The 16,213-nt window shown below is 57.0% G+C and carries 12 protein-coding genes; 6 read left to right on the forward strand and 6 right to left on the reverse strand.

All coding sequences use genetic code 11. The features are described from left to right. Positions 1 to 117 precede the first annotated feature (117 nt). The 6 genes from hcp (at position 118) to APU02_RS08975 (ending at position 8,191) form a co-directional block, all read left to right on the forward strand. A complete protein-coding gene (gene hcp, locus APU02_RS08950) occupies positions 118 to 1,770 on the forward strand; it encodes a hydroxylamine reductase (RefSeq protein WP_060569944.1) in 1,653 nt (550 codons plus the stop codon). 10 nt (positions 1,771 to 1,780) lie between these two features. After that, positions 1,781 to 2,749 (forward strand): NADH oxidoreductase, encoded by a 969-nt coding sequence (hcr, locus tag APU02_RS08955; protein WP_060569861.1) that lies wholly within the window; start codon positions 1,781 to 1,783, stop codon positions 2,747 to 2,749. Positions 2,750 to 2,880: 131 nt separating this feature from the next. Beyond that, positions 2,881 to 4,599 carry a ubiquinone-dependent pyruvate dehydrogenase gene (poxB, locus tag APU02_RS08960; RefSeq protein WP_042284864.1) on the forward strand — a complete coding sequence of 573 codons (1,719 nt, stop codon included), beginning with the start codon at positions 2,881 to 2,883 and terminating at the stop codon, positions 4,597 to 4,599. A 38-nt stretch (positions 4,600 to 4,637) separates the two neighbouring features. Then, positions 4,638 to 5,639: a low-specificity L-threonine aldolase gene (gene ltaE, locus APU02_RS08965; protein ID WP_060569862.1), complete on the forward strand. Its 1,002-nt coding sequence runs from the start codon at positions 4,638 to 4,640 to the stop codon at positions 5,637 to 5,639. A gap of 10 nt (positions 5,640 to 5,649) precedes the next feature. Then, positions 5,650 to 7,086 carry an SDR family oxidoreductase gene (locus tag APU02_RS08970; RefSeq protein WP_060569863.1) on the forward strand — a complete coding sequence of 479 codons (1,437 nt, stop codon included), beginning with the start codon at positions 5,650 to 5,652 and terminating at the stop codon, positions 7,084 to 7,086. Positions 7,087 to 7,177: 91 nt separating this feature from the next. Next, positions 7,178 to 8,191, forward strand: a complete 1,014-nt coding sequence (locus APU02_RS08975) for an NAD(P)-dependent oxidoreductase (protein WP_060569864.1) — start codon at positions 7,178 to 7,180, stop codon at positions 8,189 to 8,191. Positions 8,192 to 8,274: 83 nt separating this feature from the next. Here APU02_RS08975 and APU02_RS08980 read toward each other — a convergent pair whose 3' ends face one another. The 6 genes from APU02_RS08980 to gspL all read right to left on the reverse strand — a co-directional run bounded on the left by APU02_RS08980 (position 8,275) and on the right by gspL (position 16,204). Continuing rightward, positions 8,275 to 10,116, reverse strand: a complete 1,842-nt coding sequence (locus tag APU02_RS08980; protein ID WP_042284873.1) for a chitinase — start codon at positions 10,114 to 10,116, stop codon at positions 8,275 to 8,277. Between the two features lie 133 nt (positions 10,117 to 10,249). Further along, on the reverse strand, positions 10,250 to 10,690 hold the full coding sequence (gene iagB / locus APU02_RS08985) for a type III secretion system invasion protein IagB (protein ID WP_060569865.1): 441 nt from the start codon (positions 10,688 to 10,690) through the stop codon (positions 10,250 to 10,252). Between the two features lie 124 nt (positions 10,691 to 10,814). After that, complete coding sequence (locus APU02_RS08990) at positions 10,815 to 13,535, reverse strand: glycosyl hydrolase family 18 protein (RefSeq protein ID WP_060569866.1); 2,721 nt, start codon at positions 13,533 to 13,535, stop codon at positions 10,815 to 10,817. Between the two features lie 256 nt (positions 13,536 to 13,791). Further along, a complete protein-coding gene (locus APU02_RS08995) occupies positions 13,792 to 14,589 on the reverse strand; it encodes an A24 family peptidase (protein WP_042284882.1) in 798 nt (265 codons plus the stop codon). Then, a complete protein-coding gene (locus APU02_RS09000) occupies positions 14,586 to 15,071 on the reverse strand; it encodes a type II secretion system protein M (RefSeq protein WP_042284884.1) in 486 nt (161 codons plus the stop codon). The genes APU02_RS08995 and APU02_RS09000 overlap by 4 nt, the downstream gene beginning before the upstream one ends. Next, positions 15,068 to 16,204, reverse strand: a complete 1,137-nt coding sequence (gene gspL / locus APU02_RS09005; protein WP_060569867.1) for a type II secretion system protein GspL — start codon at positions 16,202 to 16,204, stop codon at positions 15,068 to 15,070. Before gspL ends, APU02_RS09000 begins: the two co-directional genes overlap by 4 nt. Positions 16,205 to 16,213 lie beyond the last annotated feature (9 nt).

Here is a 16,213-nt window from a genome sequence, read left to right on the forward strand (position 1 = left end):
CGCCAAAATTGCGCTAAATCAATCTCCCTGTAAGTTGTATCAGAAATCCCTTTTCTCCTTTCGTGCTCAGGCATAATCTTAAACATGTATATTAAATATAACTTTAAGGGTGTGACCATGTTTTGTGTGCAATGTGAACAAACTATCCGTACTCCGGCAGGAAACGGCTGCTCTTACGCGCAGGGTATGTGCGGTAAAACGGCTGAAACCTCCGATTTGCAGGATCTGCTGATCGCTGCCCTACAGGGTCTGTCTGCATGGGCGGTGAAAGCCCGTGAATACGGCATCATTAATCATGACGTTGACAGTTTCGCGCCGCGCGCGTTTTTCTCTACGCTGACTAACGTTAACTTCGATTCCCCGCGTATCGTGGGCTATGCCCGTGACGCCATCGCCATGCGTGAAGCGCTAAAAGCCCAGTGCCTGAGCGTAGACGCCAGCGCCCATTGCGACAATCCGATGGCGGAACTGCAACTGGTCAGCGACGATCTCGGTGACCTGCAGCGCCAGGCGGCAGAATTTACCCCGAACAAAGACAAAGCGGCGATTGGCGACAACATTCTCGGCCTGCGTCTGCTCTGCCTGTACGGCCTGAAAGGCGCGGCGGCGTATATGGAGCATGCCCATGTGCTCGGTCAATACGACAACGACATCTACGCGCAGTACCATAAAATCATGGCGTGGCTGGGCACCTGGCCTGCCGACATGAACGCGCTGCTGGAATGCTCGATGGAAATCGGCCAGATGAACTTTAAGGTCATGAGCATTCTCGACGCCGGTGAGACGACAAAATACGGTCACCCCACGCCAACTCAGGTCAACGTGAAAGCCACTGAAGGCAAATGTATTCTGATTTCAGGTCACGATCTGAAAGATCTCTATAATCTGCTGGAGCAGACCGAAGGTACCGGCGTTAACGTCTACACCCACGGCGAAATGCTGCCCGCTCACGGTTACCCGGAACTGCGTAAATTCAAACATCTGGTCGGTAACTACGGCAGCGGCTGGCAGAACCAGCAGGTCGAGTTCGCCCGCTTCCCTGGGCCTATCGTGATGACCTCAAACTGCATCATCGATCCGACCGTGGGCACTTATGACGACCGTATCTGGACCCGCAGCATCGTCGGCTGGCCGGGCGTCAGTCATCTCGAAGGCGACGATTTCGGTCCGGTGATTGCACAAGCGCAGCAGATGGCAGGCTTCCCGTACAGCGAGATTCCGCACCTGATCACCGTCGGCTTTGGCCGTCAGACTCTGCTTGGGGCGGCAGATACGCTGATCGACCTGGTCAGCCGGGAAAAACTGCGTCACATCTTCCTTGTCGGCGGTTGCGACGGAGCGCGCGGCGAACGTAACTATTTCACCGACTTCGCCACCAGCGTGCCGGATGACTGCCTGATCCTCACCCTCGCCTGCGGCAAATACCGCTTCAACAAGCTCGAGTTTGGCGATATCGAAGGGCTGCCGCGTCTGGTGGATGCCGGGCAGTGTAACGACGCTTACTCCGCTATCATTCTGGCGGTCACGCTGGCGGAAAAACTGGGCTGTGGCGTCAACGATCTGCCGCTCTCCCTGGTGCTCTCCTGGTTCGAACAGAAAGCGATCGTTATTCTGCTGACCCTACTGTCGCTTGGCGTGAAAAATATCGTCACCGGACCGACCGCGCCGGGCTTCTTCACCCCGGATCTGCTGGCGGTGCTCAACGAAAAATTCGGTCTGCGTTCCGTCACCACCGTTGAAGACGATATGAAGCAGTTGCTGAGCGCGTAAGGAGTAAAAGATGACGATGCCAACCAATCAGTGCCCATGGCGGATGCAGGTCCATCACATCCATCAGGAAACGCCGGATGTCTGGACAATAGCCCTGCTGTGCCACGACTATTATCCGTATCGCGCCGGGCAGTATGCACTGGTGAGCGTGCGTAACGCTGCGGACACGCTGCGTGCCTACACGCTGTCTTCCACGCCGGGCGTCAGCGAGTATATTACGCTGACCGTTCGCCGGATTGACGGCGGGGCAGGTTCGCAGTGGTTAACCCGCGACGTGAAGCGCGGCGACTACATTTGGCTGTCCGACGCGATGGGCGAATTTACCTGCGACGATAAAGCAGACGATAAATTCCTGATGCTCGCCGCCGGTTGCGGCGTCACGCCGATCATGTCAATGCGCCGCTGGTTGGCGAAGTATCGCCCACAGGCCGACGTGCAGGTAATTTTTAACGTACGCTCGCCGCAGGACGTGATTTTCGCCGAAGAGTGGCAGCAGTACCCGGTCACGCTGGTGGCAGAAAATAACGCCACTCATGGTTTTGTCGCCGGTCGCCTGACCCCTGCACTGTTGCAGCAGGTACCCGATCTTACCTCGCGTACCGTAATGACCTGCGGCCCGGCGCCGTATATGGATTGGGTCGAACAGGAAGTGAAAGCGCTTGGCGTGACGCGCTTTTTCAAAGAGAAGTTCTTTACGCCGGTGGCAGAAGCCGCTACCAGCGGTCTGAAATTTACCAAACTGCAACCGGCAAAAACGTTTTACGCGCCCGTCGGCACCACACTGCTGGACGCGCTGGAAAGCAACAAAGTGCCGGTTACTGTCGCCTGTCGTGCTGGCGTCTGCGGCTGTTGTAAAACCAAAGTGGTTTCCGGTGAGTATACGGTCAGCAGTACCATGACGCTGTCCGACGCGGAAATCGCCGAAGGCTACGTGCTGGCCTGCTCCTGCCATCCACAGGGCGATCTGGTCCTCGCGTAGTGATACCTTGCCGGAAAGCGTTGCGCTTATCCGGTCTCCCCCTTCAGGCCGGATGCGCTGACGCCATCCGGCCTTTTTGCCATCTTCAACTAAACTTGTAACCGTTATCACATTGAAGGAGATGGAGAACCATGAAACAAACGGTTGCCGCTTTTATTGCAAAAACGCTGGAACAGGCCGGAGTGCAACGCATCTGGGGCGTAACGGGCGATTCCCTGAACGGCCTGAGCGACAGTCTCAATCGCATGGGAACGATTGAGTGGATGTCGACCCGTCACGAAGAGGTCGCGGCGTTTGCCGCTGGCGCGGAGGCCCAGCTTACCGGCAATCTGGCGGTGTGCGCAGGCTCCTGCGGCCCCGGCAACCTGCATTTAATCAATGGCCTGTTTGACTGCCACCGTAACCATGTTCCGGTACTGGCGATTGCCGCCCATATTCCCTCCAGCGAGATCGGCAGCGGTTACTTCCAGGAGACCCACCCGCAAGAGTTGTTCCGTGAATGCAGCCACTATTGCGAGCTGGTTTCCAGCCCTGAGCAGATCCCCCAGGTCCTGGCGATCGCCATGCGCAAAGCGGTACTGAATCGCGGCGTGTCGGTCGTGGTGCTCCCGGGCGACGTAGCGCTGAAACCCGCGCCGGAAGGCGCCAGCAGCCACTGGTATCATGCGCCGATGCCGGTCGTCACCCCCGCGGAAGAAGAGCTGCGCAAACTGGCGCAACTGCTGCGTTACTCCAGCAATATCGCGCTGATGTGCGGCAGCGGCTGCGCGGGCGCCCATCACGAGCTGGTTGAGTTTGCCGCCAAAATCAAAGCGCCTGTCGTGCACGCCCTGCGCGGCAAAGAGCACGTCGAATACGACAATCCTTATGACGTGGGCATGACCGGGCTTATCGGCTTCTCGTCCGGTTTCCATACCATGATGAACGCCGACACCCTGGTGCTGCTCGGCACGCAGTTCCCCTACCGCGCCTTCTACCCCACCGACGCCAAAATTATCCAGATCGACATCAATCCGGGGAGCATCGGGGCGCACAGTAAGGTTGATATGGCGCTGGTCGGCGACATCAAAGCGACCCTGACGGCGCTACTGCCGCTGGTGGAAGAAAAAACCGATCGAAAATTCCTTGATAAAGCATTGAACGATTACCGCGACGCCCGCAAAGGACTCGACGATCTGGCGAAACCGAGCGACAAAGCCATCCACCCGCAGTACCTGGCGCAACAGATCAGCCGTTTTGCCGCCGATGACGCCATCTTTACCTGCGACGTCGGTACGCCGACGGTATGGGCGGCGCGTTACCTGAAAATGAACGGCAAGCGCCGACTGCTCGGCTCGTTTAACCACGGCTCAATGGCGAACGCCATGCCGCAGGCGCTGGGCGCGCAGGCTACCGCGCCGGAGCGCCAGGTCGTGGCGATGTGTGGCGACGGCGGGTTCAGCATGCTGATGGGCGATTTCCTCTCGGTGGTACAGATGAAGCTGCCGGTCAAAATCGTGGTCTTTAACAACAGCGTGCTGGGCTTCGTGGCGATGGAGATGAAGGCCGGCGGTTACCTGACCGACGGCACCGAGCTGCATGACACCCATTTCGCCCGCATCGCCGAAGCCTGCGGCATCACCGGTATTCGCGTTGAAAAAGCCTCAGAGGTGGATGAAGCCCTACAGCGTGCTTTCGCTATCGACGGTCCGGTACTGGTGGACGTAGTGGTCGCCAAAGAAGAGCTGGCGATCCCGCCGCAGATCAAACTGGAGCAGGCCAAAGGGTTCAGCCTGTATATGCTGCGGGCGATCATCAGCGGGCGCGGCGACGAAGTGATCGAACTGGCAAAAACCAACTGGCTCAGGTAAAACAGAAGGCATTACCCTAACTTTACAGAGGAAATGCCGTGATCGATCTACGCAGTGATACCGTCAGCCGACCGGGCCGCGCCATGCTGGAAGCCATGATGGCCGCCCCGGTTGGCGATGACGTGTACGGAGATGACCCTACCGTTAACGAACTTCAGCGCTACGCCGCGGAACTCAGCGGCAAAGAGGCCGCGCTGTTTTTACCCACCGGCACCCAGGCCAATCTGGTCGCCTTGCTCAGCCACTGTGAACGCGGTGAAGAGTATATCGTCGGTCAGGGCGCGCATAACTATCTCTTTGAAGCGGGCGGCGCGGCAGTGCTCGGTAGCATCCAGCCGCAGCCCATTGACGCAGCGGCAGACGGTTCATTACCGCTGGATAAGGTGGCGGCGAAAATTAAGCCGGACGATATTCATTTCGCCCGCACGAAGCTACTCAGTCTTGAAAACACCCACAACGGCAAAGTGTTGCCGCGCGAATACCTGAAAGCCGCGTGGGAGTTTACCCGTGAGCGCGGTCTGGCGCTGCATGTCGACGGCGCGCGCATCTTTAACGCCGTGGTCGCTTACGGCTGCGCGCTGAAAGAGATCACCCAATATTGCGACTCGTTCACTATCTGCCTGTCGAAAGGGCTGGGTACGCCGGTCGGGTCGCTGCTGGTCGGCAGCCATGATTACATCAAGCGCGCCACGCGCTGGCGCAAAATGACCGGCGGCGGTATGCGTCAGGCGGGGATTCTGGCCGCCGCCGGGCTGTATGCGCTGAAAAACAATGTCGCTCGCCTGCAGGACGATCACGACAACGCCGCGTGGCTGGCGGAACAGCTGCGTGACGCTGGCGCGGAAGTGACGCGTCATGACACCAACATGCTGTTCGTTCGCGTAGGCGAAGAACGCGCGGCGGCGCTGGGCGCGTATATGAAAGACCACGGTGTGCTGATCAATGCCTCGCCCGTGGTACGTCTGGTCACGCATCTGGACGTCTCGCGCGAGCAGCTTGCCGACGTTGTCGCCCACTGGCGCGCCTTTCTGAACCGCTAAGGAGACAACCGTGCCGCAACGCATTCTGGTGCTTGGCGCCAGCGGATACATCGGTCAACATCTGGTGCAGGCGCTCAGCGCGCACGGGCATCAGGTGCTGGCGGCGGCACGTCGCACCGAACGGCTGGAAAAAATGCAGCTGTCGAACGTCAGCTGCCATAACATCGATCTGAACTGGCCGCGCGCGCTGCCCGCCCTGCTGAAAAACATCGATACCCTGTACTATCTGGTTCACGGCATGGGCGAAGGCGGCGACTTTATCGCCCATGAACGGCAGGTGGCGCTGAACGTGCGTGACGCCCTGCGCGAAACGCCGGTTAATCAGCTGATTTTTCTCAGCTCGCTACAGGCGCCCGAACATGAGCAGTCGGACCACCTGCGCGCGCGGCAACTGACGGCAGACACGTTGCGCGAGTCCGGCGTGCCGGTCACCGAACTGCGCGCCGGGATCATCGTCGGCGCAGGCTCCGCCGCGTTTGAAGTGATGCGCGATATGGTCTACAACCTGCCGATTCTCACGCCGCCGCGCTGGGTGCGCTCGCGCACCACCCCCATCGCGCTGGAGAACCTGCTGCATTACCTGGTGGAACTGCTCAACCATCCCACCCGCGAACATCGGGTGCTGGAAGCTGCCGGGCCGCAAGTGCTGAGCTATCAGGCGCAGTTTGAACATTTCATGACGGTCAGCGGCAAACGCCGTCCGCTCCTTCCCATCCCCTTTCCGACCCGTTGGATTTCCGTCTGGTTTCTTAACGTGATCACCTCTGTTCCCCCCACGACCGCGAAAGCGCTGATCCAGGGACTGAAGCACGACCTGCTGGCTGACGACAGGGCGCTACGCGCGTTGATCCCGCAAAAGCTGATTGCCTTCGACGACGCGGTGCGCAGGACGCTGAAAGAAGAAGAGAAGCTGGTTAACTCCAGCGACTGGGGTTACGACGCGCAGGCATTTGCCCGCTGGCGGCCTGAGTACGGTTTTTTCGCCAAACAGGCTGGCTTTACCGTCAGCACCTCTGCCAGTCTGCAGGCGCTGTGGCAGGTCGTGAACCGTCTCGGTGGCAAAGAGGGATATTTCTTCGGCAATGCGTTGTGGAAAACCCGCGCGGCGATGGATCTGCTGGTCGGCCATCGGCTGGCGAAAGGTCGCCCCGAACATGCGCTTTTACAGCCCGGCGATACGGTGGACAGCTGGAAGGTGATTATTGTCGAGCCGGAAAAACAGCTGACCCTGCTGTTCGGTATGAAGGCGCCGGGGCTGGGCCGCCTCAGTTTTACTCTTGAGGATAAAGGGGATCACCGACAGATTGACGTGCGCGCCTGGTGGCATCCGCACGGGATGCCGGGCCTTTTTTACTGGCTGTTGATGATTCCGGCGCACCTGTTTATCTTCCGGGGAATGGCAAAGAAAATTGCCCGACTTGCAGAACAAATCACAGAAAATAAGTAAAAAGAGACTGTATTGTTTCACGTTTCCCATTGCATACCGACGTAATTCACGGAAGAATGCGCACGACGTTTTTAAAACACAGTGGATTGATATGAAGGTACTGGTTACCGGCGCAACCAGCGGCTTGGGACGAAACGCGGTTGAGTTTTTGCGCAACAAAGGCATCAGCGTCAGAGCCACCGGTCGCAATGAGGCGATGGGAAAACTGCTCGAGAAGATGGGCGCGGAATTTGTCCATGCGGATCTGACCGAGTTGGTTTCGTCACAGGCGAAGGTCATGCTCGCGGGCATCGACACGCTGTGGCACTGCTCAAGCTTCACCTCGCCGTGGGGAACCCAGGAAGCCTTTGATCTGGCCAACGTCCGCGCAACCCGTCGTCTTGGCGAATGGTCGGTGGCGTGGGGCGTGCGTAATTTCATTCATATCTCCTCCCCTTCGCTCTATTTCGATTACCACCATCATCGCGGTATTAAAGAGGATTTTCGCCCTCACCGTTTCGCCAACGAGTTTGCCCGCAGTAAAGCCGCCGGTGAAGACGTGATTAATCTGCTGGCGCAGGCTAACCCGCAGACGCGATTTACGGTGCTGCGTCCGCAAAGTCTGTTTGGCCCCCATGACAAAGTGTTTATCCCGCGACTGGCGCACATGATGCACCAGTACGGCAGCGTGCTGTTGCCCCACGGCGGCAGCGCGCTGGTGGATATGACCTACTATGAAAATGCGATTCACGCGATGTGGCTGGCCAGCCAGGCGCAGTGCGACAGCCTGCCCTCTGGCCGGGTGTATAACATCACTAACGGCGAGCCGAGAACCCTGCGCAGCATTGTGCAAAAGCTGATTGATGAACTGAATATCCACTGTCGGATCCGCTCTGTTCCCTACCCGATGCTGGACATGATCGCCCGCAGCATGGAGCGTTTCGGCAACAAATCCGCAAAAGAGCCCGCACTTACCCACTATGGCGTGTCAAAGCTGAATTTTGATTTTACGCTGGATATCAGCCGCGCCGGGGACGAGTTGGGATATAAACCGGTGGTGACGCTTGATGACGGAATTATCAGAACCGCAGCCTGGCTGCGCGATCACGGGAAATTACATCGCTAAACCGCTCACCGCCGGAAGGTGACTTTTCCGGGCGGCAAAATCGCAAAAAAGCGGCAACCTCTGGTTGCCGCTTTGCGTTTACCTTACAGCGCGGTCCATGCGTCGGACCATGCCAGACCCACGCCGGGTTCATAGTAGGTTGGCGCGTTGTTGCACCAGCCGCTGTACGGGAACGGTTTGCACTGGAACAGTTTACCGTGGTTGTTCACGATGTCCCCTGCGTTGTACGTGCTGTTAGCGCTCCAGCCTGGGTAAGCGCCTTCATCTTCAGACGGCGTCGAGGCCTTTGCTTTCACGTTCAGCAGATAGGATGCGGTGCTGCTCAGTTCGCCATCGCTGACGGTCAGGCTCACTTCGTACTGCTTCGCCGTAGCGGCTTCCGGCGCGGTAAAGGTCACCACCGCTTTGTCTTCGCCGGAAAGGGTCTGACCGTCCTGCGAACGCCAGGTATAGGTCAGTTTATTACCGTCTTCATCGGTAGAGCTTTCCGCGCTCAGCGAAACCTGCGCCCCCGCTTCAACCGCGCCAACCGGCCCTGAAATAATCGCCACCGGCGCGTGGTTGACCACCACTGGCGCGGTATCGTCTGCCGGCGTGGTATCCGCCGGGGTCGTGTCATCTGGCGGAGTGGTATCGGCAGGCGTATCCTCAGACGGCGTGGTGTCCGCCGGTGTGGTATCGGCAGGTGTGACCGGCGTACCGTCGTCATTCACAATGTTCACGTTATAGAACTTCTGCACGCATTTGGTGTAGTCGCCGTCTTTAAAGGCGCTGAACGGCGTCTGGTAGCCCACCAACTGGCAAGCATAGGTTTTACCGTCTGGCGTGTCCGCGCTCCACCCCCAGTCCTGCTCCCAGTAAATCTTCAGCGCGCCCGCGCCGTATTCGTCGAACTGTTTCATGTTGGCGCAACCCAGCACTTCATCAGCCGGAACAGGTACTTTCAGGTAATTGGCGAACTCTTTGTAGTACTTGATACGGTTCTGTGACTGGGCGATCTCCGTCGGGCCGCCGCATTCCACGCCGCCGTTGATGATCTGGGTGGTCACACCGAAGCCCGGCACCAGACCGTTGGCTTTATCGTGTTCGTTCGGCTGCCAGGTGCCGTCGATCACCTGCAACATGCTCGGCTTCGGCGGCTGCGGGTAAGCGAAGAAGAAGATCGCGCTCGCCAGGTTCAGCCAGGTGTCCGCCACCAGCTCCGGTTTGTCGAGCAGTACACGCACGTCGCCATACATCGCTTCCGAGAATGGACCGTAGTTGTAGTTATAGGACAACTGCTTCGCGCCGCGACCAAAGTAGCTCAGGAAGTCGCCGTCTTTGTCTTTACCGCACGGCCAGGTCTGCCCCTGCCATACGTCCGGGTTACATTCACCGTTATAGCCGCCCTTCTGGCCTTCGCTCCAGCCCATCTCGCGGACGTGAACCAGCGCCTGGCGCCATTCGGCCTCCGGACGCCAGCTTTCATGGCCGCCAGTTTCCTGGGCGAAGTGCGCGAACATAGTCGCCAGTTCTTTACGGCAGATCGCGTCGCTGTCGCGACCGTCGTTATAGGTCTGGCACAGCGCCGGGAATTTACCGACCGCTTTCAGGAAGTTGCTGTAGGTGTACGCCTGCGCGCGCAGCGGGAACAGGTATTCCCAGTCCGACGCTTTCACGATGCCTTCCACGCGCTTGACGTTTTCCGGATTGGCGGCGCGACCCGGCTCGATCAGTTCAACTGAGGCGTTATCGAGGGTGCGAATAGTCTCTTTTACCGACTGCATCAGCGGAAAGTTGGTCAGCTCCTGCTCTTTTTTCGCCAGGTCGCTGGCCTTCATGGTATAAGGCTCACCGCTGGTCGCCTGCAGATTGCTGGCCTGCGCCATAAACGGCGCCACACACGCGCCGGCAATAAGTACACTTAATAATGTCCGTTTGTTCATTTCAGTTTTCCTTGAAGAGTACAATAAGATAATTAATCCCCTGGTTTATTTATTAATCCGTCAATAAATAAGCCCTCCAGTGCGACATTCACTTTTAGAAGAACACGCGTGGGTATTCTTCAAAAAATAAAAGTCATCCGCGGTAAGGTTTTTTTAACTGTTGATATTTATTCCATACCTTGCGCGCGTAGATCATGCGTTGAGGGTAGTTTTCTTTTTTCAGCCCAGCGTTATAAGCGCCAACGGCTTCCCAGTTATTGCCATAGACTTTAATCATGTCGGAAAGAATCGAAGCCCCCACCATAATTGAGGTACACGGCTCGGCAATCAGCCGGTATTCATCAATCCCGTGTCGTTGCAGTTCTGTAAAATGCGAGCTGTTAATTTGCATCAAACCGACATCCCGGGTGCCATCGTGATTTACCCCTACGGCATAGGGATTCATCCCGGATTCAACTTTTGCTATTGCATATAAGAGATAAGGATCCACATGGTAATAATGCGCGGCGTTATCCCAACAGTTAGCGAATACGCTCTGACTGATAATCAGCAGCAAAAATATGATACGTTTCATTTTTTCTCCTGATAAACGGGTTAATTGGCTCCTTTTTACATCCTGTCAGGTGAGAAGAACCACACCCGAAGCGGGGTGTGGTCCAGAGGTGCGGGGAGCGTACTCCCCGCGACCTGCGGTGAAATTATTTGCAGTCGGTTGCTGCGCCTTCCTTCACCCATACATCGCTGTTTGCCGGGTTGTCGCCCATGGTCCACCACTTCGCACGGTACACAGACCCTTCATACGTTGTGGTATCGCCACCGTTGTAGACCACATCGGAACGCCAGTTGAATTTCACCTGGCTGACCAGTTCCCAGGCTTCCGCACCGAAGCCCGGCTGGTTACCCTGCGTCCAGTACTTCGCTTTCCATACCAGATGGTCGAAGCTCACGGTATCGCCGCCGTTGTAGATTTTGCTGGATTCCCATGCCGCGTATTTGCTGGCGTTAGCGTCAACCGGGTTGTCGCAGGAATCTGTTGCGCTACCTTCATCAGACGGCGTGTTGCCTTCATCAGACGGGGTAGTACCTTCGTCTGAAGGGGTGTTGCCTTCATCAGACGGATGGGTGTCTTCCTCTGCCGGAGTCGGTACCGCTTTCGGATTCACAGTCACCTGCACGTTAGACTGTACGCTGGTCTTACCGTCGGACACGATCACGCTCAGGGTGAAGGTGGAGGCGTTTGCCACGTCTGGCGCAGTGATACGCACGTTCGCCGTATCCGTACCGGTTGCGTTCATATCTGCCGGTACGCTCCAGCTGTAGGTCAGCGCATCGCCATCCGGGTCGGTTGCCTGCGCATGCAGAGACAGAGACTCGCCCGCGGTCACGCTCACGGCTTCCATGGCGTTGATTACCGGAGCCTGGTTGGCTTTCGGCGCTTTATTCACTACCTGGACATCCACCGCATTGCTCAGGCCTTTCGCATCAGTGACCGTCAGACGGAATGCCAGAGTTTGATCGAGGGTAACCGCTGGCAGGTTGATGCTGGCTTTAGCGCTGGTGCTGTTGGCAATCGCTACGGTGGCGCCGGAAATCTGCGTCCACTTGTAGGTCAGCGCGTCGCCGTCCTGATCGCGGGAAGCCGAACCGTCGAGCATCACGGTCGCCGGGCCAGTTACGCTCTGGTCAACCGCAGAAGCGACCGGCGCGTGGTTGGTGTTTACCGGCTCAACCGGCGTGGAGCTGCCGCCCATCAGACCTTCGTTCATGGCGTTCAGGATATCGCCGTTATCGGACTCGATAGACCACGCGAACAGACCGCCGAGGTTGTTGTTCAGGACATATTTGCCTTTCGCTTCAACGGAGCGGGCATTGTCGTAGGTCACCAGCTCGCCGGTAGACTTGTTGAATACATACGGCGCTTCTGCAGCGGTATCGTATTTGTATTCCCAACCCGGTTTGCCCAGCATCTGGTTGACGATCTGACGGTAGTCAACAATGCCGCTTTCCCAGGTGCCTTTCACCGGACCGGTAGCCGTGCCGGTGAACGGGTTGTCGCCAGTGTAGCCGTGAACGCCGGTCCAGCCGCGTCCGTACATCGCCGCGCCGACGACGATCTTGCCAGGCTGTACGCCCTGCTCCAGCATCGCTTTCACTGCGTTATCGGTGGTGTAGTTGGTGTCCGGTTTCCAAGACGCGCCATAAAGTGCGGTCTGGTGGCCGAGATCGGTGTTGCTCCACGCGCCGTAGAAGTCATAGCTCATCAGGAAGATATGATCGAGGTACTGCTGCGCCGTGTTGTAGTCAACGTCTTCAATCTTATCTTTGCCCGCGCCGATTGCGGTGGTCAGCTCGTAGGTACGGCCCGTTTCAGCCGACAGTTCGTTCAGCATCTGACGCAGATCGTGCATCAGCGCGGTGTACGTGGCCTTATCGGTCTGCGGATTGCCGAGTTTGGCGTTCTCACCGCCGCCGCCCGGGAATTCCCAGTCAATATCCACACCGTCGAACACTTTCCAGGTTTTCAGGAACTCTTTTACAGAGGCGACGAAGCGATCGCGCAGGACTTTATTGTCCATCTGGAAAAACGGATCGGACAGCGTCCACCCGCCGACGGACGGCAGAATTTTCAGGTCAGGATGCGCTTTTTTCATCGCCATCAGCTGACCGTAGTTACCTTTGTACGGGTCATCCCAGTTGCTTACGCCCTGCTGCGGTTTCTGCAGCGCCGCCCATGGATCGTGGATCGCCACGGTGTAATCCTGACGTCCCTGGCACGCGCGTTTCAGGGATTCCAGCGCACCAGACGATTTGGCGCTGTCGTTAATACCGTCGCCGCCGCACATTGGAATAAAGCCATACAGCAGGTGGTTGATGTTCGCCACCGGGATTTTATCGGCGGAGAAGTTGCGGTCATAGACGCCCCACTCCGGGAAGTAGGCGCCCACCACTTTGTCGGTATGCTGCGCGAAGGTTTTGTTATTTTCCAGCAGCGGGGTATTCAGCGGCAGCAGATGGCTACCGTCAGTATCCGCCACGATAATCAGCTTACTGGCGCTCTTGGTGCAACCGCTGTCGTTACACAATTCCACCTGTTCCTGATAGCGCCCGCCTTTTTTTACTTTAAAGGTCGCAGAGCCAGACGCGCTGCCAGCACCGGTCCAGACGGTTTTACCGTCCAGCAGTACTTTTGCGGAAGTCGGCGCATCGCCGCTCCACACGTTCCACTCCACTTTCACGTCAACGCCGTCGTTATGCACTTTAACGAGGTTGTTATAATCCTGAGCAGCCTGATCCACTTCCACGAGGGCAAATTTATCATTACCGCTGGAAATAGACGGCGTCCCTGGCGCCGCTGCAAATACAGAGCTTGTTGCCGCAGCGACAAACAACGCCAGATATTTTGGCTTCATAAATTTCATTATTAATTCCCGATAACTTTATTTGTGAATATGAAAATAACCATGCCTTCCTTAAAGCATGAACGACAATGAGAAGTACTAATAAATGAATAACGGTATGAACCAGGACGGCTCATTAAAGATTATTAATTATGGACATCCTCCCTATTTATTTGCAAACCATCCTTTTTTTTACCCTTGCATAATAATCCGGGAAACACCCTTCGTCCTTTCATTCCCTCGGCGAAAATAGATGAAAAAATACTTGCAGCGGCACTTAGAATGTGAATTGCCAGGATTGAATAATAAAAATAATTACTCCCGCCAATGAAAGGGCGGGGCCAAAAGGAATTTGTCGGTCGTTGCCAGTGGATTTATATAACAACACATAGATAACGATGCCAGTGAGCGCGGCAAGCAGCAGAATGTACGGCAACGGTTGCCAGCCGCACCAGGCCCCCAGCGCGGCAAACAGTTTACCATCCCCCTGACCCAGTCCCTCGCGCCCGGTCAACAGGCGGCATCCCCAATACACCAGCCACAACGACAGATAACCGGCTATCGCGCCATAAAGGGCGTCGGTTAACGGTAGCGTATGAACACAGGCGTGGAACAACAACCCGGCCCACAACAGAGGCTGGGTTAAAGAGTCCGGTAGCAGAAGATAACGGGCGTCGATGAAGGTGAGCGGCAACAGGCCGGTCCACAAGATCCACAGCGCGATCAGCGCAGGCAACGAAGGCGCGAAAGCGGCGGTCAGCGCAAAGAAGAGCGCGCTGAGGCATTCGACCATTAACAGACGAAGCGGGATAGCGACCCGGCAGTGGCTGCAGCGTCCCCGCAGACAGCACCAGCTCAACAGAGGAATATTTTCCCACCAGGCCAACACATGTCCGCATGCCGGACAGTGCGAGGCGGGAAACAGCAAATTCCCTGCGTCTTCTTCCTCCAGCAGCATCGGCGGAAGGCGCTCGACCACCACGCCCAAAAAGCTGCCGATGATACTGCCGAACACGCCGCTCATAACGCAAAACCCCAGCGGATAGCCCTCTCTGAAGGCGGTCAGGGCATTCATGCGGCTTTTTTCCAGCTCAGTACCAGCGTCGCCTTGACGCTGCTGGCGCGGTCGACCGGCATTAACGCCATTTTTTCCAGACGCACGCCTGAGGAAAGATTCAGTTCACGCAGCCAGTTTTTCAGTTCAACAACGTTCACCTTCTCAACAACAAGTTCGAGAGACTGCTCATGCTGGCGAATATCCGTCAGCGGCAAATGGATCTCTTTCGCGCTCTCTTCGATCACCTGGCGCGGATTACTGGTTTTTAATACCTTCGCCTGCAAATGATTTTTATCGATCTCTTCGCGCATCCAGCGCAGAGTCTCTTTTTGCCGTAATAATGTCGATTCGCTGTTTTTAATCATAGTGTCCAGCGGGATGATGCCGCCGTAATAGACCGCGGCACAGCACAGCGCCGCGGCGCACAGCGTAAACAGGTTACGCTCGCGCGGACTGTAATTCTGGTAACGCGCTTTCAGTTGGGCAATACGCTCTTTCATTTATATTTCCCGGTGACTATCGCCGTAAAGGGCGCCTGGGTGGAGACGGGTTGCAGGGTAAAATCAAAACTGCCGCGGGCCTGGTTCACAAATGACTGGATCGCCTGCGGGTCCGGTGACGACAGGCTCAGGGTAAGCTGATTTTGCGCCTCGTTATATTCCAGTTGGCTTAATTCCACGGCGGGCACGTTTTTTTTAATTTGCGCCAAGGCGTCAAGTTGTAAAAAGACCCCTTTCGGCTGTTTTTTGAGATTCTGACCAAAATGATACTTAATGTTGGTCTGCTGGCGCAGGCTGGGGAAATAGTGTTGCGCCACCTGAACGATCTCGTCCTGCGCCTGGTTTTCCTGTTGCACCAGCATCCAGGACATGGCGATCCGCGGGCCAATCATCAGCCCCACGGAAAGCGCCACGGCGGCGGCCAGCATCGCTTTCCCATGCCGGAAGCCGTGCGTGCCGGAGGCTAAAAAGGGACCGTGCAACATATTGGCGCGGCAGGTTTTCCACTGCGGCTGAATCAGCGTCAGAGGATGCTGCCACGCCCGCTGTTCAGTAATGACGACGCCGGACGGGACGTCGCCGTAGCAGCAAATGTCGCCATCGAGATCGCGGGTCAAAAACGGCATCAGGGCGGCATCTGCCTCACAGGCGCTAAACGGCGCGGCGCGCAGCCACCAGCTGTCGCCGCAGGAAACCAGGGTCGCGCCGCCTTCGCTGACGGGCAGTAAAATGGCATCCGGCAGAACCTGAATCACGTTCAGCCCCGCTTTTTCACAAAGCGAAAGCCAGAAGCGCAGACGTTCTGCGTCAATCGCCACCGCGTCCACCTCACGGCCTTTTTTGCGCAGTACCGTCCAGTGCAACGTGTCCACATCGCCAATCAGCGTTTCTTCCGCCAGCCACGAGAACGGCGCCGACTGGATGGAAAGCCCTTTTTTTGGCAGTGTAAACTGGCGAAAGACCAGTTCGCTGGCGGGCAACAGCAGGCAGACGCGCGTTGCCAGCGGACTGTCTGCCAGCGTGCTTAAGGCGGCGCGATTATCCAGAACGTTCACGTGCTGCTGGCCGGAAATACACCACGCAATTTTCCCGTCCTCATTCGCGTCGGGACGAATAAAAAGTACCTGTTTCATTGACTATGA

The sequence above is a fragment of the Citrobacter sp. 50677481 genome, from assembly GCF_001463265.1.
GTDB lineage: Bacteria > Pseudomonadota > Gammaproteobacteria > Enterobacterales > Enterobacteriaceae > Citrobacter_A > Citrobacter_A sedlakii.

What these genes read in the sequence shown, in the direction of transcription:
- poxB (WP_042284864.1), top strand. Translation starts at nt 2,881, where the DNA reads ATGAAACAAACGGTTGCCGCTTTTATTGCAAAAACGCTGGAACAGGCC.
- gspL (WP_060569867.1), bottom strand. Translation starts at nt 16,204, where the DNA reads ATGAAACAGGTACTTTTTATTCGTCCCGACGCGAATGAGGACGGGAAA.
- APU02_RS08980 (WP_042284873.1), bottom strand. Translation starts at nt 10,116, where the DNA reads ATGAACAAACGGACATTATTAAGTGTACTTATTGCCGGCGCGTGTGTG.
- hcp (WP_060569944.1), top strand. Translation starts at nt 118, where the DNA reads ATGTTTTGTGTGCAATGTGAACAAACTATCCGTACTCCGGCAGGAAAC.
- iagB (WP_060569865.1), bottom strand. Translation starts at nt 10,690, where the DNA reads ATGAAACGTATCATATTTTTGCTGCTGATTATCAGTCAGAGCGTATTC.
- APU02_RS08995 (WP_042284882.1), bottom strand. Translation starts at nt 14,589, where the DNA reads ATGAATGCCCTGACCGCCTTCAGAGAGGGCTATCCGCTGGGGTTTTGC.
- APU02_RS08990 (WP_060569866.1), bottom strand. Translation starts at nt 13,535, where the DNA reads ATGAAATTTATGAAGCCAAAATATCTGGCGTTGTTTGTCGCTGCGGCA.
- APU02_RS08975 (WP_060569864.1), top strand. Translation starts at nt 7,178, where the DNA reads ATGAAGGTACTGGTTACCGGCGCAACCAGCGGCTTGGGACGAAACGCG.
- APU02_RS09000 (WP_042284884.1), bottom strand. Translation starts at nt 15,071, where the DNA reads ATGAAAGAGCGTATTGCCCAACTGAAAGCGCGTTACCAGAATTACAGT.
- hcr (WP_060569861.1), top strand. Translation starts at nt 1,781, where the DNA reads ATGACGATGCCAACCAATCAGTGCCCATGGCGGATGCAGGTCCATCAC.